Here is a 21,260-nt window from a genome sequence, read left to right as displayed (position 1 = left end):
ACCAACCAATGCCATTGGACTTTATCCCTGCCGTCGGCGCCGCCGACTTCACCCAGGCGCAGGAGCGCCTGCTGGTGCTGGCCAACCGGCTCGGCCGCGAGCGCTTCGCCCCGCGCGCTGCACAGTGGGACCGCGAGGCCAGCTTTCCCTTCGCCAACTATGACGACCTGCGCGAAGCCGGCCTGCTCGGCCTGTGCGTGCCGCGCGAGTTCGGCGGCGAGGGCGCGGACTTCGCTACCTATTGCATGGTGGGCGCGGAGATCGGCCGCTTCTGCGGTGCCACGGCACTGACCTACAACATGCATATCTGCTCCACCATGTGGACGGGCATGCTGGCCGACGGCGTCGCCATGACGCCCGCGCAACGGGCCGAACACGACGGCCGCCGCGAGCTGCATTTCGCGCGCGTGGTCAGGGACGGCGCCATCTACGCGCAGCCGTTCTCGGAAGGCTCGGCCGCCGCCGCCGGGCGAGCCCCGTTCGGCACCAGCGCGCACAAGGTCGATGGCGGCTGGGTGCTCAACGGCCGCAAGATCTTTGCTTCGCTGTCGGGCGCCGCCGACTACTACGGCATCCTTTGCACCGAGGAATGCGCCGACCATTCGCCCGACATGCGCGACACGCTCTATATCGCCGTGCCGGGCAATGCCGAAGGCCTCGCCGTCACCGGCGAGTGGGACCCGATGGGCATGCGCGGCACGGTCTCGCGCACGCTGCTGCTCAAGGATGTGTTCGTCGCCGACCACGAGCAGCTGATGCCGCGCGGCGTCTACTTCAAGGCCGCGCAGACCTGGCCCGCGATGTTCTTCACGCTCTCGCCGACCTACCTCGGCGTGGCCCAGGCAGCCTATGACTTCACCGTGCAGTATCTGCGCGGCGAGGTGCCGGGCCAGCCGCCGGTGAAGCGGCGCATGTATCCCACCAAGCAGATCGCGGTGGCGCAGATGCGCATCCAGCTGGAAAACATGCGCTCGATCTTCTGGCGCGTGATCCACGAAGCGTGCGCCAATCCTTCCAAGGATGCGCGCATGCGCCTGTACGCCGCGCACTACAGCGTGATGGAGGGCGCCAACGACATCGCGCGCCTGGCGATCCRCACCTGCGGCGGGCAGTCCATGCTCAAGGACCTGCCACTCGAGCGGCTTTACCGCGATTCGCGCTGCGGCGCGCTGATGCTGCCGTGGACCGCCGAGCTGATCCTCGACCGCATGGGCCGGGAAACGCTCTACGAATCGGGCGAGCGCGACGAATGAGCGCGCGTGCCGACCGGCTCCTTGTCGTTCCCGCCGGCACGCCGGAGCCAGGCGCCTTGCTGCGCGCGCTGCATGCGCACGCACGCGCGGCGCCGCAGCGGCCCGCGCTCCACAGCCTCGGCCACACCATCAGCTACGGCCGGCTGTGGCGGCGCGTGGAGCGTCTCAGTGCCCACCTTGCCGGCACCTGGGGCGTGCAGCCGGGCGAGCGGGTTGCCACGCTCTGCCTGAACCACGACCTGCAGCTCGCCATGCTGTTCGCCTGCGCACGGCTCGGCGCGATCTTCGTGCCGCTGAACTTCCGTCTTGCGGTTCCCGAGCTGGAAGCCATCGCAGTGCATGCGGGCATCCGCGTGCTGTTCCACGACGCGCCACACGCGCAGGCGGCCGGGGCAGTGGCCGCCGCGGCCGCCTGCGCAACGCAGGCTCGCGTCGGGCACGCGCCCATCGACAGCCTGGTGGATCGTCCTGCCACGGGACACGCGGCGCTGCCTGCGCCGCCCGGGCAACCAGACCAGGCGCCGCTGCTGCTGGTCTATACCTCGGGTTCCACCGGTCAGCCCAAGGGCGCACTGCACACGCAGGCGGCCTTGCTGGCCAATGCGCGCGCGAGCTGGTGGGCGCACGGCATGACGCCGGACGACCACGTCCTGTCGGTGCTGCCGCTGTTCCATGTGGGCGGCCTGTGCATCCAGACGCTGCCGGCCCTGCTGGCCGGCGCGCAGGTCACGCTGCACCAGCGCTTCGCGCCGCAGGCATGGCTGGCCGAACTGGCGCGCTCCAAGGTCACGCTGTCGCTGATGGTGCCGGYCACGCTGCGCGCGGTGCTCGAGCACCCGGACTGGGCGCGCGCGGACCTTGCTTCGCTGCGCGGCGTGATGGCGGGATCGTCGCCGATTCCGCGCGCGTATATCGATGCCTTCCATGCGCGCGGCGTGCCGCTCGGGCAGGTCTACGGCGCCACCGAGAGCGGCCCGGTGTCGGTCGTGCTGCGGCTGGACCAGGCCATGGCACACCCCGGCTACGCGGGCTGGCCGCAGCCCGAAGTGCGGGTGCGCGTGGCCGGCGCCGGCGGCGCCGAGGTGGCGCCAGGCGAGGTCGGCGAGTTGTGGCTGTCCGGCACCAACCTGATGCAGGGCTACTGGCGCCAGCCGGACCATCCGGATTTCCGCGACGGCTGGTTCCATTCGGGCGACCTCGCGCATTGCAATGCCGACGGCTGCATCGAGGTGGTCGGCCGCAGCAAGGACATGATCATTTCGGGCGGCGAGAACATCTATCCGGCCGAGATCGAGAACGTCCTGCTGGGCCTGCCGGGCGTGGCGGATTGCGCGGTGGTCGGCCTGCCCGATACGCACTGGGGCGAGGTGCCGGTCGCGGTGGTGGTGCCGGCCACTGGCGCGGACCGTGCCGCGCTGGCGCAGGAGCCGCTGCGCGAAGCGCTGGCCGCGCAGATCGCGCGTTTCAAGTTGCCGCGCCGCGTGGTGCTGCTCGATGCCCTGCCCAGGAGCGCGCTGGGCAAAGTGCTCAAGCCGCAATTGCGCGCCATGTTGCAGGCGGACGGACCTGCCGCCGCCGGCTGACAGCCACGCCGCCCGGGCGCGGCCGTGGCAGCAACTCTTCGGCGGCATGACGCGCGCCGAGCGAGTATGCTAGTTATTGTCACGAGCCGGAGGGAGCAACATGGATAACGAGCGCGAGATTGCCACGCTGGGCGGCGGTTGTTTCTGGTGCCTGGAGGCGGTGTACCAGCAGGTCAGGGGGGTGCGGGCGGTGGAGTCAGGCTATACCGGCGGCCACGTGAACCATCCGACGTACGAGCAGGTATGCGACGGTGAGACCGGACACGCCGAAGTGGTGCAGGTGAGCTTCGACCCGTCCGTGATCAAGTATCGCGAGATCCTGGAGATCTTCTTCGCCATCCATGACCCGACCACGCTGAACCGGCAGGGCAACGACGTCGGCACGCAATACCGCTCGGTCATCTTCACGCACTCCGAGCCCCAGCGCGCGATGGCCGAGTACGTCATGCGCGAAGTTATCGCGCAGAAGCTCTACGACGCCCCGCTGGTCACCCAGATCGAGCCCACCCAGCCGTACTGGCGTGCCGAGGAAAGCCACCAGAACTACTACCAGAACCACCCCAACCAGGGTTATTGCTCGTTCGTGATCTCGCCCAAGCTGGCCAAGTTCCGGCAGAAGTTCGCGCACTTGCTGATCCGGTGAGGCGCGCCGTCGCCGGTGCGCTTGCGTGCCGGCGAGCCGCTCAGTTCGCGGCAAGCCGCTCGGCGATCGCCTCCGCCAGCCGCACGCAGGTCAGCGGCGCGGAACCTTCGGCCTTGTTGCTGACGATCACATAGGCGGGCTGTCCGGCGCGCAGCGTGCGGGCAACCTGCTCGGCGATCACGGCGCGCGTGTGCGGATCTTCGTCGACCAGCCGGTCGAACGGCGCGTAGCGCGATTCGGCCTGCTCGTAGGCAAAGCCCGCATGCAGCATCCAGCGCAGCACCAGTGGTCCCGGCGCGGCTTCATCCATCAATGCCTGCGCGGGCAGCTGGCGTTCTGCCGGCGGCATGCGCTCGCGCGCCGACAGGCAGAAACGCACGCCACGCGCACGCAGCAGCTTGATGAAACGGGGCGTGAGCAGGGACGCATCGCGCAGTTCCACCGCATAGCACGCATGCGGCGTGGCGGCGGCGTCGAGCGCGGGCAGGGCACCCAGGAAAGCATCGAGCCGAGACAGGAAGCCGGCGCTGTCCACGGCCATCGCGCCCAGCGGCGACAGCTGGAACAGCAGCGGGCCGCACTTGGCTCCGAGCCCCGCGGTAGCCGGCCCGACGAAATCGCGCGCCGCGATCCCCGCATCGAGGAAGCTCGCATTGGCCAGCCGCCCCGCGCCCTCCGACGTGCGCAGCCACGGATCGCATACGCTCGCGGGCGCCTTGGTCAGGAAGCGGAAATGCGCCGGCACCTGGGCCGCATAGGCAAGATAGTCCGCAAGCGGGATCGGTGCGTAGAAGCCGCGGTCGATGCCGGCAGCCCGTAGCAGTGGATGCAGGGAGTAAGCGGCCAGGCCCTTGCGCGAGAGCAGGTTGTCGCTGTATTCACCGTGGTAGACCAGTCCGTTCCAGCCGCCATAGGACCACGACGATGTACCGAGGTGCAGTCCGGCCGGAAGGCGCTCGGCCAGTGCGAGCAGGGCGGGATCGGGAGGGGGCGCCTGCACGCTTTTTCCGCGCACAGGGCGCGCGGCGCAGGCCGTGGCGTCGGTGCCAGGCAATGTGTCGCCACTGCGCGCGGTGGCCGCGGGTATTTCCGGCAGGCCGCCGAACAGGTCTTCAGTCAAGCAGGTTTTCAGTCCAGCGATTTGTCGTAGATATAGCGGCGCGACCAGGGCAGGCCCGTCGCCGACAGGCCGGCCTTGTGGCACACCACCTGGTAGATCGACATCTGGTCGGTGTCGAAGGCATGCGCGCAGCCCGCCAGGTAGACGCGCCAGATGCGGTATTTCTTCTCGCCCACCATGGCGCGGATGGTATCACCCTGCGCCTCGAAGTTGTCCGCCCAGTGATGCAGCGTGCGGTGATAGTGGCCGCGCATCAGTTCGACGTCGGTCGCCTCCAGGCCGCCGCGCTGCAGGGTGTTGAGCACCATGCCGATGTGCGGCAGCTCGCCCTGCGGGAACACATAGCGATCCATGAACTCGGAGCCGTCCATCGGCGTGGCGCCGCTATCCGGATCGGGCGAGGTGATGCCATGGTTCATGGCATAGCCGTCGTCGGCCAGCAGGTCGCACATGCGGCTGAAGTAGCCGGACAGATTGTTCTTGCCCACGTGCTCGAACATGCCGACGCTGGTGATGCGGTCGAAGGTCCCGGCGGTATCGCGGTAGTCCTGCAGGCGGATCTCGATGCGCTCGGACAGTCCGGCCTGCCTGACGCGCTCGGTAGCGAGGTCGAACTGGTTTTGCGACAGCGTGATGCCCACGCAGCGCGCGCCGAACTTCTGCGCCGCGCGCAGCACCAGCGCGCCCCAGCCGCAGCCGATGTCGAGCAGGGTCTGCCCGGGCTGCAGGCGGATCTTGGTCAGGATGTGGTCGATCTTCTTGCGCTGCGCGGTGGCGAGATCCTCGTTGCCGTGCTCGAAATAGGCGCAGGAATAGACCATCGCCGGGTCGAGCCAGAGCCGGTAGAACTCGTTGGAAACGTCGTAGTGGTACTGGATCGATGCCTTGTCGGCCGCCTTGGTGTGAGCGAAGTGCTGCGCCACCCGGGCCAGTGCGCCGCCTGCCTGTGCGCTGGCGGCGGCGGAAAAGCGGTAGGCCACGGCGATGATGTCGCTGAGCTTGCCGTCCAGGTCGATCTTCTCCTGTACGTAGGCTTCACCGAGGTTGTCCAGGCTGGGCGTCAGCAGCAGTGACAGGGCGCCGGCCTCGCGTATCGTCAGCGTCACAGCCGGGTGCTCGAAACGGCCGAGTGGATATTCGCTGCCGTTCCATAGCCGCAATCTGACAGGGAGATTGGCACGGTCGCGCAAATCGGCGATCCAGTGATCCAGTTGCTTGTCCAGTGCTTGCTTGAAAAACATGCGGCCTCCCTATTCGGCGGTTGCGGCACACTCCTCGAACCTCAGCATCGGGCAGGCTTGTGGCCCGCGCCTTATGGCCGCTCCCTGATGGAAGCAGCCATAAACCACTTTACGACAATTCCCAAATTTGTGCAGTGCGCGGCCCCGGTCGGGCGAGCGTTCCCAGGGCCCCCGCGTCCTTCATGGCGACAGCCGCGCGATCTGCCACGCACCGTCCGCCTGCAGGCGGTAGGCGATGCGGTCATGCAGGCGCGACGGGCGGCCCTGCCAGAACTCGATCCGTGTCGGCGCGAGACGGTAGCCGCCCCAGTGGGCCGGGCGTGGCGGGTTGTCGCCGAACTTGGCGCGGAAATCCGCTTCGCGCTGCTCCAGCACGGCGCGGTCCGCGACCTCGCGGCTTTGTTCCGAGGCCCAGGCGCCGAGGCGCGAGCCGAGCGGGCGCGAGGCGTAGTAGGCATCGCTCTCGGACTCGTCCACCTTCTCCACGACGCCTTCCACGCGCACCTGGCGCTCCAGTTGCACCCAGTGGAACAACAGCGCCGCGCGCGGGTTGGCAGCCATGTCCAGGCCCTTGCGGCTTTCATAGTTGGTGAAGAACGTGAAGCCCCTGGCATCCATGCCCTTGAGCAGGACGATGCGCGCGGAAGGCTGGCCGCCGGCATCGACCGTTGCCAGCGTCATCGCATTGGGTTCGGGCAGCTTGGCGTGGGTGGCTTCATCGAACCAGCGCTGGAACTGGCTGATCGGGTCGGGCGCCACGTCGGACTCGGAAAGGGAGCCCAGCACATAGGTGCGGCGGAGGTCGGCAAGTTGGGTCATGTCAGGTCAGGTATCAAGTCTGCGGGCCGCGCACCGGGCAAGCCTGCCCGGCACCGGCGGCGCGCCTGATTTGAGTATAGCGAAAGCGCTGCAAGCCGCATTTGCGCCTGCGCAATCCCTTCGCCCGGCCAGCGCTCAGGCCTCGGACGGCGGCAGCTTGCGCGCATGCGCGCGCGAATAGTAGCCAGCCACGCCCATGGCGCCCGCCATCGACAGGAAGATCGGCAGCATGCCAAGCGCCGTGCCGACCACGCCGAATGTCAGCGGCCACACCACCTGGCTCGTGTTGAGCACCGCCGAACGCAGGCCCAGCGCTTCGCCGGCACGCCCGGAAGGCGACGCCGCATGCAGGATGTTCATCACGTTGGGTTGCGCGCTGCCCAGCGCGAGCCCGAGCAGGAACGCCAGGCAGCACATCAGCCAGAACTGGGACACGAAGGGATAGAGCAGGTAGGCCACCGCGCCGACCAGCAGCGCGCCGCGGATCACCTTCCATTCGGACAGCCGGCGCGACACCAGCGGCATCGCCACCCGGATCGCGAAGGTGGCGATGGCGAAGGCGCCCAGCACCCAGCCGATCGACGACGGCGAAAGCCCGACGCGCGTGCCCTGGATCGGGATCAGGAATGCGTGCAGGTCCCAGGCGGCGGACAGCACTGCGCTGGCGATGAAGACCGCACGCAGCTCGGGGTGCGCCAGCAGCCCCAGCGTGGAGTTGCGGCTGCCGTCGGCGATGGCGCCGCGTGCGGCACGCCCGCCGCGTTCGGGCAGCCGGCGGCGTACCAGGCACAGCCCGGCCAGTCCGGCGCCGGCCACCACGACTAGCGCGCAGAAGGCCGGACGGAAGCCGGCGTGCTCGATCAGGTAGCCCATCACCACCGGCCCCACCGTGCCCGAGAACGACAGCCCGAGCGCGTGCAGCGTGTAGTTGCGCAGTCGCGTGCCGTCGCTGGAGATCTGCCCGATCAGCAACTGCATGGCGACCTGGACCAGCATGAAGCCGACCCCGATCAGCGCGCACGAAAGATACAGCGCCGCGATGCCCGGCCACAATGCCGGCAGCAGCGTGCCCGCCAGGACCATCATCGAACCGGCGGCCATGGGCTTGCGCGGCCCGGTCTCATCGATGCGCTTGCCGGCATGGATGGCCAGCAACATCGGCAACAGCGCATAGAGCGACATCAGGATGCCGAGCGTGACGGTGGAAGCCTTGAGGGAGAGGGCGAACAGCGAGACCACCACGCGGCTGGCATTGAAGGCCACGTGGTTACACACCGTGAGCGCGATCAGGCAACTGATCGGCGGAACGGTGGTCTGTAGCGGCGGCATGCGCGGGCGGGGGCGGGTAGGAAACCGGAGGAAAAACAAGTGCGGCCGAAACCGCACCCAGGGAAGGAGGCCACGATCGCTCGCGGACATCCGTATTGCGCCATCTATTGGAAACTTCGTTGTAAATGGCCGTTTAATTATGCGAGCGGCGTGGCCGATGTACAACGACTGTCTGCGCGGAGAGCGCGAAAGTGTTGCGAAAGTGCCTCGTCTGGCGGGGATGTGTCGCGGGTGGGCAACAGCCGCGGGGTTGGCTCAGCCGCCCTGGTGCAGCGAGGCATCGGGAGCCGGGCGCGCAGGCGCGGCGGGGCGCACTTGCGCGGGCCTGGCACTCGCCGCGGCCGCGGCGGCGGCCGGCGTCCTGGCTTCGGCCCCGCTGTCCGGCGACGGCGCGGGTCCGGCAGCCTGGCCGGTGGCGCCGGTGGCCGGATCGCGGTAGGTCTTGCCGGGAGGCGGGGCGATCGGACGCTTGCGGATCTCGGCCAGCAGCTTGCCGCACTGCGAGTTCTCGCTGGTGGAAAGGTCGATCAGGGGCAGCACGGCGGCGCCGATAGGCGCCACCAGCGCGAGCGCCACCACGCCCCCGGCGCGCAGGGCCAGCACGCCCACGTCCGGGCTGACCGATGGTTTTTTCAGCGTGCCGCCCACATAGAGCGGCGAGCGCAGCGAGAAGATGCGCAGGCCCTTCGAGTCGGGCCGGACGGTCAGCGCCAGCCGCTCGCTGGCCAGGTCGACGGCGCCGCTGGTATCGATCACGGCATCCTGCGTATCGAGCACGAAGGTACGCGCGCGCGCCACGCCGTTGGTGAAACTGAAATCGCTGACGCCGCAATTGATCTGCACCGGCTTGTCGCCGAACAGCTTCGAGATCACCACGCTGCCCACGTTCAGCCCCATCGCCTCCAGGACGAACTTGCTCACCGTGCCGTTCTCCACCAGCAGCTTGGCTTCGCCGTTGGCGCTGCCCAGCAGCGTGGCCACCGAGTTGCCGGTCGCGCTCAGCCTGGCGCTGCCGTTGAGCTCGCCGATGCTGGCGCGCATCGATTCGAGCTTGGGGAACAACTCCTTGAGCTTGAGGTGGCGCGCCTTCATGTTGATGATGGCGGCCAGGGGTTCGCGCTTGCCGTTGAGTTGCAGCGAGGACACCAGGTTGCCCCCCGCCACGCCAAAGTCGAGCGGGTCCAGGGTCAGCACGCCGTCGTCGAGCTTGAGATGGGTGACGAGGTCGGTGATCGGCAGGTCGCTGGTGCGGATGATGCGCTTGCCGGTGAACTTCACGTCGGCGTCGATGCTGTCCCAGCGTTCGGTGCGGAATGGCGCCACCGGCAGGGCTTTGTCGGCGGGCTGCTTCACGCCGCTGCCGGAAGCAGCTTGCCCGGGCTTGGCGTCGGCGCCGATCAGCGGTGCGAGGTCTTCGAAGCGCAACTGGCCGGATTCGAGCTCGCCCGACAGCAGGGGGCGTGGCTGGCGCTGCGTGTAGGTAAGCGTGCCGTTCAGGTCGCTGCCGCCGACGCGTCCGCTGAACTTGTCGTAGCGGTACACCGAGCTGCCTTTTTTCAGCGTGGCGACGAGCCGGCCGCGTGTTTCGTATGGCGGCGTGCTGGGCAGCACGATGCCGGTCAGGGCATAGAGCTTGGCCATGTTGTCGCCCGACAGCTGCAGGTGGACGTCGAGCGCGCCAAGGTGGGCGGGGTTGGTCAGCGTGCCCTCCACCACCGCGCGCGTATTGCCGACACGCGCGTCGGCCTGTACCGGGAAGGGCATGTTGGTGTCGCGCAGGCTGAGCACCGTGCCGGCCTTGCCGGTGGCGTTGATGGTGGCGTCGTTGTAGCGCCCGGTGGCCTTCCAGCGCACGCCATAGCGCTGGCTGCCGGTGCCGGGCTGGCCGGGGGCGGGGACCGTTGCGCTGGCGCTCCCCGGCGTGCCCGAGGCCGCGGGATTGATCAGCGCGCCGTCGCGGGCCCTGTCGTAGAGCGGGCTGTCGCCTATGGTGTCCAGGCGGGCCTGCATCTCGATTTTCATGGCCTTGTCGGACAGGGTCAGGTCGCCCCGCGCCAGCGCCATTTCGCCGATATCGAGCTTCCATTCCGAAGGCTTCTTGCTCGACGCCATGTCGAACGTCCAGTTGTTGCGCTGGTCCGCCAGGCGCTCCAGCCACACGGCGGGGCTGTCGACGACGATGGTGGGAACCGAGATCTGGTGCCTGAGCAGCGGCAGCGGACGCACCACGAAGATCAGCTCGCGCACGGTGGCGAAGTTGGGCTCGCGCGCCCAGCCGGGGTTGCCGACGGTGATGTCGGTGGCGGACAGGCGGGGCCAGGGCACCCAGGTGTGCCAGCCGGTCTCGCCTTCCGCCCGGCGCCAGGTCAGGGTCAGGTCGCCGTTGACGGCAAAGGGCCGGCCGATCGCCTCGGACACGCGCTGGTTGAGCCACGGCTTGAGGCGGTTCCAGTCGAAGGTCAGAATGACCACGAACAGCACGGCGATCAACACCAGCGGTGTCAGTACACTCCAGATAACTGCCTTGCGGCGCAGGGACATGGGGTCGGTATCCTGGTCGGGCGGACCGCGCGCAGCGCATGTATTGCGTCTTGGGGGGCGAGGCGGCGGTCGAACCACTGCTGTAGGTATTGTATAGTTGCGCGCCCCGTTCTCCTGTCGGCGCTTGGCTGACAGTGTGATGTGACGGGCATTTTGCTTCTCGCGTGGCTTTCGCGTGGTTGCCGCGTGCCTTGCCGTGCTTCCACGGCAGCCTCTTTTCTCTCTTACCAGCAAGTCTCGAGCCAAGATATGAGCAATCTCGTCCCGGAAACAGCCCCGGAAACGTCCACCTCCCCGGCACTGGCGCAACTGCCGCCGGCGCTGACGCACGAGAGCCCGGCCGACGACGACTACCACCGCCGCTTCGGCGGCGTGGCGCGCCTGTACGGCGCCGACGGCCTGGCGCGCCTGGAGGCGGCGAGCGTTTGCGTGGTCGGCATCGGCGGCGTGGGCAGCTGGGCGGCAGAGGCGCTGGCGCGCAATGCCGTGGGCCGCGTCACGCTGATCGACCTCGACCATATCGCGCTGTCCAATACCAACCGCCAGATCCACGCGCTGGGCGACGACTACGGCCGCGCCAAGGTCCAGGCCATGGCCGAGCGCATGGTGCAGATCAACCCGCGCTGCCGCGTGACCGAGGTGGACGATTTCGTCACCGTCGACAACGTGGCGGAGCTGCTTGGCGGGCACGACTACATCATCGACGCGATCGACTCGGTCAAGGTCAAGATCGCCATGCTGGGCTGGGCGCGGCGCGAAGGCCGGCGCATCATCACCTGCGGCGGCGCCGGCGGCCAGCTCGATCCGACCCGCATCCGCGTCGTCGACTTCTCGCGCACCGTCCAGGACCCGCTGCTGGCCAAGGTGCGCTCCAGCCTGCGCAAGGACTGGGGCTGGCCGCGCAACCCCAAGCGGAAGTTCGGCATCGACGCAGTGTACTCGGACGAACCGCTGCGCTATCCCGAACCCGAGCAGCAGGCCTGCGAGATCGATGAGGCTCCGGCCGCGGCCGTGCCGGCAGCACCGCCCGCCGGCCCGCAGGGGCTGGCCTGCGCCGGCTTCGGTTCCTCGGTGGCGGTGACCGCCGTGTTCGGCATGGTGGCGGCCGCCAGCGTGCTGGGGGCGCTGACGGCGCCGGAGTGAAGCGCCGGGGCGCGGGAGCTAGGCCGCCAGCTCGGCCAGCAACGCGGCCAGGTCGGCTTCGTCCGGGGCGGAGTTGTCGAAGTAGCTCAGTTCGGGATGCGCCTGCGGTGCCGGCATGAAGCGCCGGGCGCGGTAGTCGTCCCAGTGCGTCAGCTTGTAGGCATCGTTGGGGTTGCCGCGCCGGATGATGCGGGCATGGGCTTCGTCTTCCGGCAGGTGCACCCACAGGGTGCGTACCTCGGTGCCGGGCGGCACGCGCAGCCACGCCGGGTCGTGCAGCAGATGGTCGCGTACCTCGCGCGAAAGCGGGCCCACCACGATCACGCTGATGCCCAGCGCAAGATTCTCGCGCGCGGTGTCGAGCAGGCCGTGGTACTCGGCATCGCGCAGGTGCTTGAGGTAGGTGGGGCTGTCGCGGTCGTTCGGGTCGCCGGTCAGCGCGCCCATCGCCGCGGCGCTGTAGCCGCCGTACAGGGTGTCCTTGTCGAGCAGGCAGAACGGTTCGCCGGTGGCCTGCATGAGCGGGCCGATCAGGCGGTGGGCCAGGGTGGTCTTGCCGGTGCCGGCGTGGCCGCAGAAGAAGAGCAGTCGGGGCATATGGGGGCAGGCCTGGGCCTGGCGCGATGGAAAGCCAGGCTCCAGCATAACCCGCGCGCCGTCTTGTCCTGGATCAGGCCGGCGAACCGCGGATTCGGTATCCTCTGGCCTTATGCCGGCACCCGGCGCCATGCATGCCGGCGAGCCTGCCCACTTTCTTCTCCCCAGACATGACCGATTCCCCTACGGATGCCATTGCGGATGCCCTCGCGCCGAGCCGCGCCACCCTCGCGCCCGAGTTGTTGCTCGGCGAGCCGGTGACCGACGCCACCCATGAAGAGTTCGTGCAATTGCTGGACGCCGCCGCGCGTGCCGAAGACACCGGCTTCCTGGCCGCGCTGGACGAGTGGATCGACCACTCGCGTCATCATTTCGGCCAGGAAGAAGCGTGGATGGAAGCCATGGCCTTCGGCCCGCAGCACTGTCATCGCGGCGAGCACCAGCAAGTGCTGGCGGTGGCCGACGCGGTGCGGGCCAAGGTCGCGGAAGGCGACGTGGCGCTGGGCCGGCGGCTGGTGTCGGAGCTGCCCGGCTGGTTCGACCAGCATGTGAAGTCGATGGACGCGATGATGGTCAGCCACATGCGCGAAAACGGCTTCAGCCTGATCGAGGCACCTGCCGGGCAGGCTGCCTGAATACGCTGGCGGGCTTCAGCCTGCGCCGGCGGCCGCGCGGTCGAGCACGACGAAGTGCTTGCGCACGGCTTCAATCACCTCGAACAGCCCGGTAAAGCCCGCCGGGATCACGCACGCATCGCCGGGCCCGAATTCGCGGGCGTTGCCGGCATCGTCGCTGATGCGGATGCGTCCGCTGATGATCTGGAAGAACTCTTCCTTGCCTGCCGGGAAGGCAATGCGCCACGCACCCGGCTCGCACGCCCACACCCCGCAGTCGAAGTCGCCCCGGCCGGCGCTGTAGTGCGTCCACGTGGTGCGCTCGGGATTGCCCGACACCAGCCGGTCCGGGCGCGGACGGTCGTGGCTGGGAGTCGGGTCGGTGCGGAAATCGGCCAGGCGGGGCAGGGAAGCGGTCACGGCAGCAGCGGGCAAGAAGGTATGACAGGCCCGCCAGTTTAATTCAGCGCGGAAGCCAGCTGCCGGCGCCAGCGCGAAACCGCCTCGGGCTGGTCGCTCATCAGGTCGAATACCGAGATCATGGTGACGCGCCCGACATCTTCCTCGAAGCTGCGGTCGGCCCGCACGATCGCCAGCAATTGCTCCAGCGCGGCCTCGTATTGCCGGTGCGCGATGAGCGCGCGGGCGAGGTCCAGGCGCGAACGCAGGTCGCCGGGCGCCGCGGCGATGCGCGCCGTCAGCGTGGCGGTGTCGGGCAGTTCGGACACGCCGCGCATGGCCTCGAGGCGAGTACGCAGCGCGGCGAAGCCTTCCGCCTGGGGTGCGCTGGGCGACAGCATGCCGAACTCGGACTCGGCCTGGTCCAGCGCGTCCATGTCGAGCAGGAAGCCGATGTATTCGAGCCGGGCCGCGTCGAAGCCGGGATCGAAAGCCAGCGCGGCCTGGAAAGCCTCCCGGGCGGCTTCATGATCACCGGCGCCGATGGCATCGCGCGCCGCGCGCAAGGCGGTCTGGCCAGGATTGGGCATCACGCGGGCCAGGAACTCGCGCAGGCCGGACTCCGGCAGCACGCCGGTGAACTGGTCTACCGCCTGGCCGTCCGCGAACGCAACCACGTGCGGGATGCTGCGCACGCCGAAGTGCCCCGCCAGGTCCTGGTTCTCGTCGACATTCACCTTGGCCAGCCGCCACTTGCCGCCGGCCTCGGCTTCCAGCTTTTCCAGCATCGGGCCCAGCGTCTTGCACGGACCGCACCAGGGCGCCCAGAAATCCACCAGCACCGGGATGTGATGCGACGTCTCGATCACGTCGGCCTCGAAATTCTGCAGGGTTACGTCGCTCATGGCTTGCTCTCGGTAGAAGGTGGGCCCGGCGCGTGCCGGGGGGCAGACCTAAGCTAGATTGGGGCGGACGGCGCCGTTTGCAACCACGCCCGGCCGGGCGACGGGTAGACAAGGGTAAGCGATGGATTGAAAATAGAACGGTCGTTCGGTTATATTGCTTGATTCGCATTTCAAGATCAGGTCCAGCAGACCGCATAGGAGACATTTATGCCAACCCACCAGTCCGCGCGCCCGCATTTCAAGTTCTGGCCCAAGCGGGTACCCACCGAGATCGTGCTGCCGGAAACCTCGCTCTGGTACAACCTGGTGGTGTCCGCGCACCGCTATGCCGACAAGGCGGCCATCCGCTATTTCGGCAACGCCATCAGCTTCAGCCAGCTCGAGGCGCAGGCCAGCGCCATGGCCGGCTGGCTGCAGCAGAAGGCGGGCGTGAAGAAGGGCGACCGGGTGCTGCTCTATATGCAGAACTGCCCCCAGTTCATCGTCGGCTACTACGCCATCCTGCGCGCCGACGCCGTGGTGGTGCCGGTCAACCCGATGAACCGCACCGAGGAATTCAAGCACTACATCAGCGACGCCCAGGCCCGCGTGGCGATCTGCAGCGCCGACCTGGCGGCCGGTGCCGAACAGGCCAACGCCGAGCTGCCGGCCGGGCAGCGCCTGCAGCATATGCTGGTCACGCAATACAGCGACGCGCTGCCTGCCAGCTACGAACACCCGGAAGATGCGCCCGCCGCCTGGCTCACCGCCCAGCATCCGCTGCCGGCCGGCGCCACGCCGTGGGCCGAGGCGCTCGCCCTGAAACTGGTGCCGTCCGAACATACCGCCGGTCCCGACGACGTGGCAGTGATGCCCTACACCTCGGGCACCACCGGTTTCCCCAAGGGCTGCATCCACACCCACCGCTCGGTCATGCACAACGTGATCGGCGGCGGCATCTGGAGCGGCAGCGGCGCGGAATCGACGATCCTGTCGGTACTGCCGATGTTCCACGTCACCGGCATGCAATACGGCATGAACGGCCCGATCTACAGCGGCGCCACGGTGGTGATGCTGCCGCGCTGGGACCGCGAAGTCGCCGGCCGCCTGATCTCGCGCTACCAGGTCACCCACTGGACCAATATCCCGACCATGGTGATCGACTTCCTCGGCAGCCCGAACCTGGCCCAGTTCGACCTGTCGAGCCTGCGCTACATCGGCGGCGGTGGCGCGGCCATGCCGCAGGCAGTGGCGGAGCGCCTGCAGCAGCAGTTCGGCCTGAACTATGTCGAGGGCTATGGCCTGTCGGAAACGATGGCGCCGACCCACAGCAACCCGGTCGACCGCCCCAAGCTGCAATGCCTGGGCGTGCCCACCCTGAATACCGACGCGCGCGTGATCGACCCGGTCACGCTGGCCGAGCTGCCGCCCAATGAAGTCGGCGAGATCATCGTGTGCGGCCCGCAGGTGTTCAAGGGCTACTGGGGCAAGCCGGACGCCACGCGTGACGCCTTCATCGAGTTCGACGGCAAGACCTTCTTCCGCACCGGCGACCTGGGCCGCATGGACGAGGAGGGCTATTACTTCCTGACCGACCGCCTCAAGCGCATGATCAACGCGTCCGGCTTCAAGGTGTGGCCGGCCGAGGTGGAGAACCTGCTCTACAAGCATCCGGCCGTGCAGGAGGCCTGCATCATCGGCTCGCGCGACCCGTACCGCGGCGAAACCGTGAAGGCGGTGGTCGTGCTCAAGGCCGATGCCAAGGGCAAGACCACGCCCGAGGACATCATCGAGTGGGCCAAGGAAAACATGGCGGCCTACAAGTATCCGCGCGTGGTGGAGTTCGTCGATGCGCTGCCCAAATCGGGCACCGGCAAGGTGATGTGGCGCCAGCTGCAGGAAAGCGAGAACGCGCGCAGCGCCTAACCGGCTGCTGCCTGACAGCGCCCGGCGCGCCGTGCGCCGGGCTTAGTGCCCGCGCGCGCGCATCAGCATCTTCACCATGGTCTTGTAGCTGCGTTCGCGCGCGTGCCGCGTCGGGCTGGTACCGTCGCGGTCCGCCAGGTTGGCGTCCGCGCCGGCATCGAGCAGCAACTGCACCGTATCCTCGTAGCGCGCGCTGCCGTCGCCCATGACGATGGTCTCCAGCAGGGCGGTCCAGCCCTGCCGGTTGACGTGGTCGACCGCCACGCCCGCCTTCAGCAGCACCTTCACCACCTCGGTATTGCCATGCGCGCAGGCGACGATCAGCGCCGTGCTGTTGCTGATGTCCGTGCTGTTGAGGTCTGCTCCGTGCGTAATCGCCAGTTGCACCACTTCGAGCTGCCCCGTGGACGCGGCCAGCAGGAAGGGGCTGTTTGAGTCGATGTCCTTGCGGTTGACGTCGGCGCCGGCCGCCACCAGCGTCTTGGCCACCTCGGTGTGGCGGCTGTACACGGCTACCAGCAAGGCGCCGCGGCCGCGTTCGTCGGTGGCCTGGGCGGAAGCGCCGGCCGCCAGCAGGCGCTTGACCAGCTCGAGATCGCCTTGCGTGGCGGCAGCGATCAGGTTGCGGTCGAGGGCGCCAACGTTTTCGTGGGCACTGGTAGCGCCGGTGGCGGCGGTGGCGCCCTGCCCGTGCGGGCGCGGCGAGGTCTGGGCCGGGCTGCTTCCGCCCGGGCGGGCCGCCAGGCTCGAACCGCCCGGGCTGGCCAGCAGCGCCCCGCCCATCAGCAGCCCGGTCAGCCCCAGCACTTCGGCGAGTACCATTCGGCGGGAGCGGGCGGCAGGGCGTGGCATCAGGCTGCTTTCCGGGTCAGGCGGCTTCGCTGGTGGCGCGCTCGCAGGCGGCGTCGGTGTCCTGGAGCTGGCGCCACAGGCGGCCCAGGTAAGGATCGTCGACCCCGTTCGTGGCGAGGCCGAGCAAGGTCTGCTGCAGGTATTCGCGCGCCGGGCCATAGAGGCCGCAGGCGTGGCGCAGGCACGCCACCACCCGCTCGTCGGGCAGGCGCCCGGCATAGGCTTCGTGGGTACGGTTCATGACGAAGGCCAGCGCCGGCTGCGGCTTGCTGCCGGCCAGCTTCACCTTGAGCCAGCGCGGATGGTAGGCGCCGGTGAGCATCTCGCGGCGCCACAGCAGGCGGAATTCCTGCTCGATCATGTCGTGGGGGATGCGGAACACCATGCCGTGGCAGCAACCACCGCGGTCCAGGGCCAGCACCAGGCCGGGATCGTCCCAGGTGCCGCGGTTGATGCGCGAATACAGGTAGAAGCCGCGGTGGTAGCCATGCACGGTGGCCAGCTGACGCGCCGTGTGCACCACCATGGGGTTCCAGATCAGGGAGCCGTAGCCGAACACCCAGACATCGCCGGCCAGCCCTGGTGTGTCCGGCCGCTGGTCCAGCGTGGCGCGCAGGGAGCCTTCGAACGCTTCTTCCGGGAGTAGGGAGGAAGCCACCGGCGTGCTGCAAAGAGAAGCACGAAGCCGATCCGTTTCGAGATCTTGTCGGGTGATGGCCATGCTTGCAAGCATAATCCAAAGCTGCGTTTCAGGCGGCACCGAAACCACATGGCAAGCAGAAATCTCTGAAACGACTGTCCCTGTGTGTGCGGCAGACAACGGTTGCCGGTATGGCAGGCGCAGCGAAAATCGCGCCGAGTTGACCGTACGAGGTGGCGGCGGCGGCAGACATGTCCTTACAATACCGCATCAACCAGGAGATCAGGCTATGGCGCGCACGCTCACGGTGGCCTTCGGCACCGGCAAGGAATTCGGTTTCACCATTGGCGACGCCGAACTGGCGGCCGTCAGCGAAGAGGCCGGCTGGCGCTGGTTCGACCGCGAATACGCCGAACTCGATTGCCAGGCTTCGAGTCCGGTGGGCAAGGTGCTGGTGATCGACAAGATCCTGAACGTGGCCAAGTTCTCGGGCGAGCAGCGCTTTGCCGGCGATGCCGCGTGGGCCCAGGACTATGCGCGCCACGCCGCGCGGCTGCTGGACCGCGACAAGGTGCGGGTCGACGTCGGCAACGCCGCGATCAGTTTCTGACGCCGGGGGCGCCAGAAGGCAAAAGGGACGCCCGCGGGCGTCCCTTCTTGCATGGCCGGGTCCGCGACCCGGAGGCTCAGACTGCCAGCAGTTCCACTTCGAACAGCAGCGTGGCGTTCGGCGGGATCACGCCGCCCGCGCCGCGCGCGCCGTAGCCCAGCTCGGCCGGGATCACCAGGCGGCGAGTCCCGCCCACCTTCATGCCCTGGACGCCCTCGTCCCAGCCGCGAATGACGTGGCCTGCACCCAGCGGGAACACGAACGGGTCGTTGCGGTCCTTGCTCGAATCAAACTTGCGGCCAGCCTGGCCGTTGTCGTAAAGCCAGCCGGTGTAGTGCACCGTGACATGCTTGCCCGCGGTGGCTTCGGCGCCTTCGCCGGTGACGGTGTCTTCGTATTGCAGGCCGGAGGGAGTGGTGTTCATGATTGGCTTCCTTATGCTGTATCAGGGAGGGTCACGGTACCGGAACGGCCAGCGCATGGCTGGCCGTTCCGGGCAAACGGGTACTGCGCAACCGCGGCGGCGCCGGGGGTCAGCCCGCGGCGCGCTGCAGGATGTCGAGCGTGATGCGCACGTTGTGGTCGTCGTCGCTGACCCAGATCTCGCTGTCCTGGATCGTCACCGACAAGCGCATGGCGCGCTGGGCCAGCGCGGCCAGGGCATCGACCGCATCGGCCGGCACATTGTAGATGGTCACGTTGCGCAGCTTGCCGACCTTGCCGGACATGCCCTTCCACCATTCGCGCGCGCTCGCACCATTGTAGGTGAACACGGTCACGCGCCCGGCGCGCGCGGAGGCGCGCTTGAGGCGGGATTCGTCGGGCTGGCCCAGCTCGATCCAGTGCGCGATCTCGTCGGTCAGGGTCTTTTCCCACAGGTCCGGCTCGTCGGGCTCGTCCAGGCCGCGGGTGAAGGTGAGCGATTCGCTGGCCTCGCAGGCAAAGGCCAGCAGCCGCACCATCATGCGCGCGTCGTTCTCCGACGGGTGCTTGGCGATGGTCAGGGCGTGGCTGCCGTAGTAGGGCCGGTCCATGTCGGACACGGAAAGCTCGGCCTTGTAGATGGTGGATTTGAGAGCCATTGGGAAACGCTGTGAACCGCTGTGAAGCGCCGCCGCACATGGCGTCGGCGAGATGCGAAAGGCCGCATGATACGTGAATCCGGCGGCGCGCTCGCGGCTGCGCCACGCAGGGCGGCGGGCGGCATCGCCCGGGCGCCCCGGCGTCAGCCCGCGGATGCGGGCGCGGCGATACGCTCAGCGCGCCTTGCGGTACTCGCTCAGGTAGAACCGCAGCAGCGCCGAGCCCAGCACCAGGCACAGGAAGGCCGCCGCGACCACCATGGCGTGGCCGGCCGCACTGTCGACCTGCCCGAACATGGCCAGCCCGGCCAGCCAGCTCGCCACCGGCAAGCTCAGCGCCGGCACCATCAGGGCCCGGCGGCCGTACGTTTGCAGCGCCCACGCCGGGAAGCGGCGCAGGAAGCCCAAGGGAATGCTGCAGATCAGGCAGGCGCCCGCCGCGGCCAGCGAAGCCGCCACTACATCCCCGATGTGAATCATCGTCATCCTGTTGTCGTCCCGTGTCAGGCGGCGGCCGGGAAGCCAAAGGAAACGGGGCCGGCCAAAATATGCAAACCGCTGATTCTACAGAAGAAAATCGCCGGTCAGGCGCCTGCTGGGCAACATGTGGCGGCAGCGCGAGCGCCGCCATGAGGAAGGACGCCGGCCGGGTGGCGCGGCTGTCACTCGCCCGCCGGCTTGTCCGGCGTGGCTTCGACGGAGAGGGTGAGCGTCACGGTGTCGCCCACATCGGGCAGGAAGCGCGTCATGCCGAACGCGCTGCGCGACAGCACCGCCCGGAAGTCGCCGCCGCACACGTGGCGCTTGATGCCGAACAGCGAGATCTCGCCGCAACTGAAGCGCTCGGCCTCCAGTCGCAGCGGCCGGGTGACGCCGTGCAGCGTCAGTTCGCCTTCCACCGCGACCAGCCGCTCGCCTTCGCGTATGAAACGGTCGGCGCGCAGCCGCACGACCGGGAAGGCCTGCGCATCGAGGAACTGTGCCGAACGCAGGACGCCGTCGAGCGTGCGGTTGCCGGTGTCGACCGTATCGGCATCCGCCGTGAAATCGATGCCGCCGCTGCCGGTGGCCTCGTCATAGCGGATGCGGCCATCGATCTTGCCGAAGCGCCCGCGCACGGAGGTGCGCTCGAAGTGGCTGGCGGCAAAGTAGACCGCCGTGTGCGTGGGGTCCACCGCATAGTCGGCGGGGGCGCCCTGCGCCGCGCAGGGCAACGCCGCGGCCAGCAGCCACAGCGTGCGTACCAGGACCGGCGTCTTGCGCATGGCGGCAGGGCTCTAGTGGACGAACACGGGCAGCAGGAACATGCCGATCACCGACAGGAAGCCCACGGTCCAGCACAGGGTGCGCAAGGTGGGGCGGTCCGCCAGGTAGCACACGGTGTAGAAAATGCGCGCGGCGATGAAGACCAGCGCCAGTTCGTCGATGCGCGCCGCCGGCGCATGCAGGAAGCTTGCCGACAGCACGGCCGCGGCAAAGAAGGGAAAGGCTTCGAAGTGATTGCGGTGCGCCATGTCGGCACGGCGCGCGCGTCCGGCCTGCCCTTCCAGCCAGCCGCGCGGGTCGTGGTTGTCGAAGCCGGCGCCGCCGGCCTTGGCGATGGCCACCGTCACGACGGGCAGGATGCCTGCCAGCAGTACACACCAGAACGCTATCGGCATCGCTGTTTCCCTGTTTCCGTATCTGCCTGCCGGCCTGCCCGTTCGCGGAAATCGCACCCGGTTGCCGTCGCGGCGCCCGGGCGCGCTGCCAGCGCGGCCAGCCTCAAGCGGCCACCACGCGGATCTTCACGCCTGCCACGCTGACCACCTGGCCAGCGCGGATCTTGGCGGTCTTGCGCGATTCCACCGCGCCGTCGACCGAGACTTCACCGGCCGCCACCAGGGCCTTGCCGGCGCCGCCGCTGTCGCAGACGCCAGCCACCTTGAGGAGGTCGTTGAGGGCGATATGCTCGCCTTCGAGCGAAAAGGTGATGGTCTGCATG

At 68.5% G+C, this 21,260-nt stretch carries 23 protein-coding genes; 7 read left to right on the top strand and 16 right to left on the bottom strand.

Annotated features, from left to right (window positions below; translation table 11 throughout):
• The first annotated feature begins 8 nt into the window (after nt 1-8).
• The 3 genes from AB4Z48_RS07110 to msrA all read left to right on the top strand — a co-directional run bounded on the left by AB4Z48_RS07110 (nt 9) and on the right by msrA (nt 3,479).
• On the top strand, nt 9-1,253 hold the full coding sequence (locus AB4Z48_RS07110) for an acyl-CoA dehydrogenase family protein (RefSeq protein WP_441613193.1): 1,245 nt from the start codon (nt 9-11) through the stop codon (nt 1,251-1,253).
• Nucleotides 1,250-2,836, top strand: coding sequence for a class I adenylate-forming enzyme family protein (locus tag AB4Z48_RS07105; RefSeq protein ID WP_441613192.1), 1,587 nt, complete (start codon nt 1,250-1,252; stop codon nt 2,834-2,836). The genes AB4Z48_RS07110 and AB4Z48_RS07105 overlap by 4 nt, the downstream gene beginning before the upstream one ends.
• Nucleotides 2,837-2,936: 100 nt before the next feature.
• Nucleotides 2,937-3,479: a peptide-methionine (S)-S-oxide reductase MsrA gene (msrA, locus tag AB4Z48_RS07100; RefSeq protein WP_441613191.1), complete on the top strand. Its 543-nt coding sequence runs from the start codon at nt 2,937-2,939 to the stop codon at nt 3,477-3,479.
• 40 nt (nt 3,480-3,519) lie between these two features.
• Here msrA and AB4Z48_RS07095 read toward each other — a convergent pair whose 3' ends face one another.
• From AB4Z48_RS07095 to AB4Z48_RS07075, 5 genes are all read right to left on the bottom strand, one after another.
• Nucleotides 3,520-4,599, bottom strand: a complete 1,080-nt coding sequence (locus tag AB4Z48_RS07095; protein ID WP_441613190.1) for a DUF72 domain-containing protein — start codon at nt 4,597-4,599, stop codon at nt 3,520-3,522.
• An 8-nt stretch (nt 4,600-4,607) separates the two neighbouring features.
• Complete coding sequence (locus AB4Z48_RS07090) at nt 4,608-5,840, bottom strand: class I SAM-dependent methyltransferase (RefSeq protein WP_441613189.1); 1,233 nt, start codon at nt 5,838-5,840, stop codon at nt 4,608-4,610.
• Between the two features lie 180 nt (nt 5,841-6,020).
• Complete coding sequence (pdxH, locus tag AB4Z48_RS07085) at nt 6,021-6,659, bottom strand: pyridoxamine 5'-phosphate oxidase (protein WP_441613188.1); 639 nt, start codon at nt 6,657-6,659, stop codon at nt 6,021-6,023.
• 135 nt (nt 6,660-6,794) lie between these two features.
• Nucleotides 6,795-7,988 carry an MFS transporter gene (locus AB4Z48_RS07080; protein ID WP_441613187.1) on the bottom strand — a complete coding sequence of 398 codons (1,194 nt, stop codon included), beginning with the start codon at nt 7,986-7,988 and terminating at the stop codon, nt 6,795-6,797.
• Nucleotides 7,989-8,243: 255 nt separating this feature from the next.
• Complete coding sequence (locus AB4Z48_RS07075) at nt 8,244-10,529, bottom strand: AsmA family protein (protein WP_441613186.1); 2,286 nt, start codon at nt 10,527-10,529, stop codon at nt 8,244-8,246.
• 249 nt (nt 10,530-10,778) lie between these two features.
• Here AB4Z48_RS07075 and tcdA point away from each other — a divergent pair, with 249 nt between their 5' ends.
• Entirely contained in the window at nt 10,779-11,672 is an 894-nt protein-coding gene (gene tcdA / locus AB4Z48_RS07070) for a tRNA cyclic N6-threonylcarbamoyladenosine(37) synthase TcdA (protein ID WP_441613185.1), read from the top strand.
• A gap of 18 nt (nt 11,673-11,690) precedes the next feature.
• Here the strand turns inward: tcdA and AB4Z48_RS07065 are convergent, their stop codons facing one another.
• Entirely contained in the window at nt 11,691-12,269 is a 579-nt protein-coding gene (locus AB4Z48_RS07065; protein ID WP_441613184.1) for an AAA family ATPase, read from the bottom strand.
• Between the two features lie 170 nt (nt 12,270-12,439).
• Here AB4Z48_RS07065 and AB4Z48_RS07060 point away from each other — a divergent pair, with 170 nt between their 5' ends.
• Nucleotides 12,440-12,904 (top strand): bacteriohemerythrin, encoded by a 465-nt coding sequence (locus tag AB4Z48_RS07060; RefSeq protein ID WP_441613183.1) that lies wholly within the window; start codon nt 12,440-12,442, stop codon nt 12,902-12,904.
• 15 nt (nt 12,905-12,919) lie between these two features.
• On the opposite strand, the gene AB4Z48_RS07055 is transcribed toward AB4Z48_RS07060, so the two are convergent.
• Nucleotides 12,920-13,303 carry a cupin domain-containing protein gene (locus AB4Z48_RS07055; protein WP_441613182.1) on the bottom strand — a complete coding sequence of 128 codons (384 nt, stop codon included), beginning with the start codon at nt 13,301-13,303 and terminating at the stop codon, nt 12,920-12,922.
• A 38-nt stretch (nt 13,304-13,341) separates the two neighbouring features.
• A complete protein-coding gene (trxA, locus tag AB4Z48_RS07050; RefSeq protein WP_441613181.1) occupies nt 13,342-14,187 on the bottom strand; it encodes a thioredoxin in 846 nt (281 codons plus the stop codon).
• A gap of 207 nt (nt 14,188-14,394) precedes the next feature.
• Here trxA and AB4Z48_RS07045 point away from each other — a divergent pair, with 207 nt between their 5' ends.
• Entirely contained in the window at nt 14,395-16,092 is a 1,698-nt protein-coding gene (locus AB4Z48_RS07045) for a long-chain fatty acid--CoA ligase (RefSeq protein ID WP_441613180.1), read from the top strand.
• Nucleotides 16,093-16,134: 42 nt separating this feature from the next.
• Here AB4Z48_RS07045 and AB4Z48_RS07040 read toward each other — a convergent pair whose 3' ends face one another.
• Nucleotides 16,135-16,944, bottom strand: a complete 810-nt coding sequence (locus AB4Z48_RS07040; protein ID WP_441613179.1) for an ankyrin repeat domain-containing protein — start codon at nt 16,942-16,944, stop codon at nt 16,135-16,137.
• A gap of 16 nt (nt 16,945-16,960) precedes the next feature.
• Nucleotides 16,961-17,665: a gamma-glutamylcyclotransferase gene (locus AB4Z48_RS07035; protein WP_441613178.1), complete on the bottom strand. Its 705-nt coding sequence runs from the start codon at nt 17,663-17,665 to the stop codon at nt 16,961-16,963.
• A 208-nt stretch (nt 17,666-17,873) separates the two neighbouring features.
• Here AB4Z48_RS07035 and AB4Z48_RS07030 point away from each other — a divergent pair, with 208 nt between their 5' ends.
• Nucleotides 17,874-18,194 carry a hypothetical protein gene (locus AB4Z48_RS07030; RefSeq protein ID WP_441613177.1) on the top strand — a complete coding sequence of 107 codons (321 nt, stop codon included), beginning with the start codon at nt 17,874-17,876 and terminating at the stop codon, nt 18,192-18,194.
• Between the two features lie 76 nt (nt 18,195-18,270).
• Here AB4Z48_RS07030 and AB4Z48_RS07025 read toward each other — a convergent pair whose 3' ends face one another.
• From AB4Z48_RS07025 to AB4Z48_RS07000, 6 genes are all read right to left on the bottom strand, one after another.
• Nucleotides 18,271-18,618, bottom strand: a complete 348-nt coding sequence (locus tag AB4Z48_RS07025) for an FKBP-type peptidyl-prolyl cis-trans isomerase (RefSeq protein ID WP_020204589.1) — start codon at nt 18,616-18,618, stop codon at nt 18,271-18,273.
• Between the two features lie 109 nt (nt 18,619-18,727).
• On the bottom strand, nt 18,728-19,276 hold the full coding sequence (locus AB4Z48_RS07020; RefSeq protein WP_441613176.1) for a YaeQ family protein: 549 nt from the start codon (nt 19,274-19,276) through the stop codon (nt 18,728-18,730).
• Nucleotides 19,277-19,450: 174 nt separating this feature from the next.
• The gene (locus AB4Z48_RS07015) at nt 19,451-19,762 is read right to left on the bottom strand and encodes a hypothetical protein (RefSeq protein ID WP_441613175.1); all 312 of its coding nucleotides are present in this window, start codon (nt 19,760-19,762) and stop codon (nt 19,451-19,453) included.
• 176 nt (nt 19,763-19,938) lie between these two features.
• A complete protein-coding gene (locus AB4Z48_RS07010) occupies nt 19,939-20,541 on the bottom strand; it encodes a YceI family protein (RefSeq protein WP_441613173.1) in 603 nt (200 codons plus the stop codon).
• Nucleotides 20,542-20,553: 12 nt separating this feature from the next.
• Entirely contained in the window at nt 20,554-20,937 is a 384-nt protein-coding gene (locus tag AB4Z48_RS07005) for an MAPEG family protein (RefSeq protein ID WP_441613172.1), read from the bottom strand.
• 103 nt (nt 20,938-21,040) lie between these two features.
• On the bottom strand, nt 21,041-21,259 hold the full coding sequence (locus tag AB4Z48_RS07000) for an RNA-binding S4 domain-containing protein (RefSeq protein WP_441613323.1): 219 nt from the start codon (nt 21,257-21,259) through the stop codon (nt 21,041-21,043).
• Nucleotide 21,260: the final 1 nt, after the last annotated feature.

The sequence above is a fragment of the Cupriavidus sp. 2TAF22 genome, assembly GCF_052115045.1.
GTDB lineage: Bacteria > Pseudomonadota > Gammaproteobacteria > Burkholderiales > Burkholderiaceae > Cupriavidus.
The sequence above is the reverse complement of the archived record's forward strand: the minus strand, read 5'-3'. Positions and strand labels throughout refer to the sequence as shown.

What these genes read in the sequence shown, in the direction of transcription:
- AB4Z48_RS07015 (WP_441613175.1), bottom strand. Translation starts at nt 19,762, where the DNA reads ATGACGATGATTCACATCGGGGATGTAGTGGCGGCTTCGCTGGCCGCG.
- pdxH (WP_441613188.1), bottom strand. Translation starts at nt 6,659, where the DNA reads ATGACCCAACTTGCCGACCTCCGCCGCACCTATGTGCTGGGCTCCCTT.
- AB4Z48_RS07005 (WP_441613172.1), bottom strand. Translation starts at nt 20,937, where the DNA reads ATGCCGATAGCGTTCTGGTGTGTACTGCTGGCAGGCATCCTGCCCGTC.
- AB4Z48_RS07045 (WP_441613180.1), top strand. Translation starts at nt 14,395, where the DNA reads ATGCCAACCCACCAGTCCGCGCGCCCGCATTTCAAGTTCTGGCCCAAG.
- AB4Z48_RS07030 (WP_441613177.1), top strand. Translation starts at nt 17,874, where the DNA reads ATGGCGCGCACGCTCACGGTGGCCTTCGGCACCGGCAAGGAATTCGGT.
- msrA (WP_441613191.1), top strand. Translation starts at nt 2,937, where the DNA reads ATGGATAACGAGCGCGAGATTGCCACGCTGGGCGGCGGTTGTTTCTGG.
- AB4Z48_RS07035 (WP_441613178.1), bottom strand. Translation starts at nt 17,665, where the DNA reads ATGGCCATCACCCGACAAGATCTCGAAACGGATCGGCTTCGTGCTTCT.
- AB4Z48_RS07000 (WP_441613323.1), bottom strand. Translation starts at nt 21,259, where the DNA reads ATGCAGACCATCACCTTTTCGCTCGAAGGCGAGCATATCGCCCTCAAC.
- AB4Z48_RS07040 (WP_441613179.1), bottom strand. Translation starts at nt 16,944, where the DNA reads ATGCCACGCCCTGCCGCCCGCTCCCGCCGAATGGTACTCGCCGAAGTG.
- tcdA (WP_441613185.1), top strand. Translation starts at nt 10,779, where the DNA reads ATGAGCAATCTCGTCCCGGAAACAGCCCCGGAAACGTCCACCTCCCCG.
- AB4Z48_RS07010 (WP_441613173.1), bottom strand. Translation starts at nt 20,541, where the DNA reads ATGCGCAAGACGCCGGTCCTGGTACGCACGCTGTGGCTGCTGGCCGCG.
- AB4Z48_RS07090 (WP_441613189.1), bottom strand. Translation starts at nt 5,840, where the DNA reads ATGTTTTTCAAGCAAGCACTGGACAAGCAACTGGATCACTGGATCGCC.
- AB4Z48_RS07080 (WP_441613187.1), bottom strand. Translation starts at nt 7,988, where the DNA reads ATGCCGCCGCTACAGACCACCGTTCCGCCGATCAGTTGCCTGATCGCG.
- AB4Z48_RS07025 (WP_020204589.1), bottom strand. Translation starts at nt 18,618, where the DNA reads ATGAACACCACTCCCTCCGGCCTGCAATACGAAGACACCGTCACCGGC.
- AB4Z48_RS07075 (WP_441613186.1), bottom strand. Translation starts at nt 10,529, where the DNA reads ATGTCCCTGCGCCGCAAGGCAGTTATCTGGAGTGTACTGACACCGCTG.
- trxA (WP_441613181.1), bottom strand. Translation starts at nt 14,187, where the DNA reads ATGAGCGACGTAACCCTGCAGAATTTCGAGGCCGACGTGATCGAGACG.
- AB4Z48_RS07060 (WP_441613183.1), top strand. Translation starts at nt 12,440, where the DNA reads ATGACCGATTCCCCTACGGATGCCATTGCGGATGCCCTCGCGCCGAGC.
- AB4Z48_RS07065 (WP_441613184.1), bottom strand. Translation starts at nt 12,269, where the DNA reads ATGCCCCGACTGCTCTTCTTCTGCGGCCACGCCGGCACCGGCAAGACC.
- AB4Z48_RS07020 (WP_441613176.1), bottom strand. Translation starts at nt 19,276, where the DNA reads ATGGCTCTCAAATCCACCATCTACAAGGCCGAGCTTTCCGTGTCCGAC.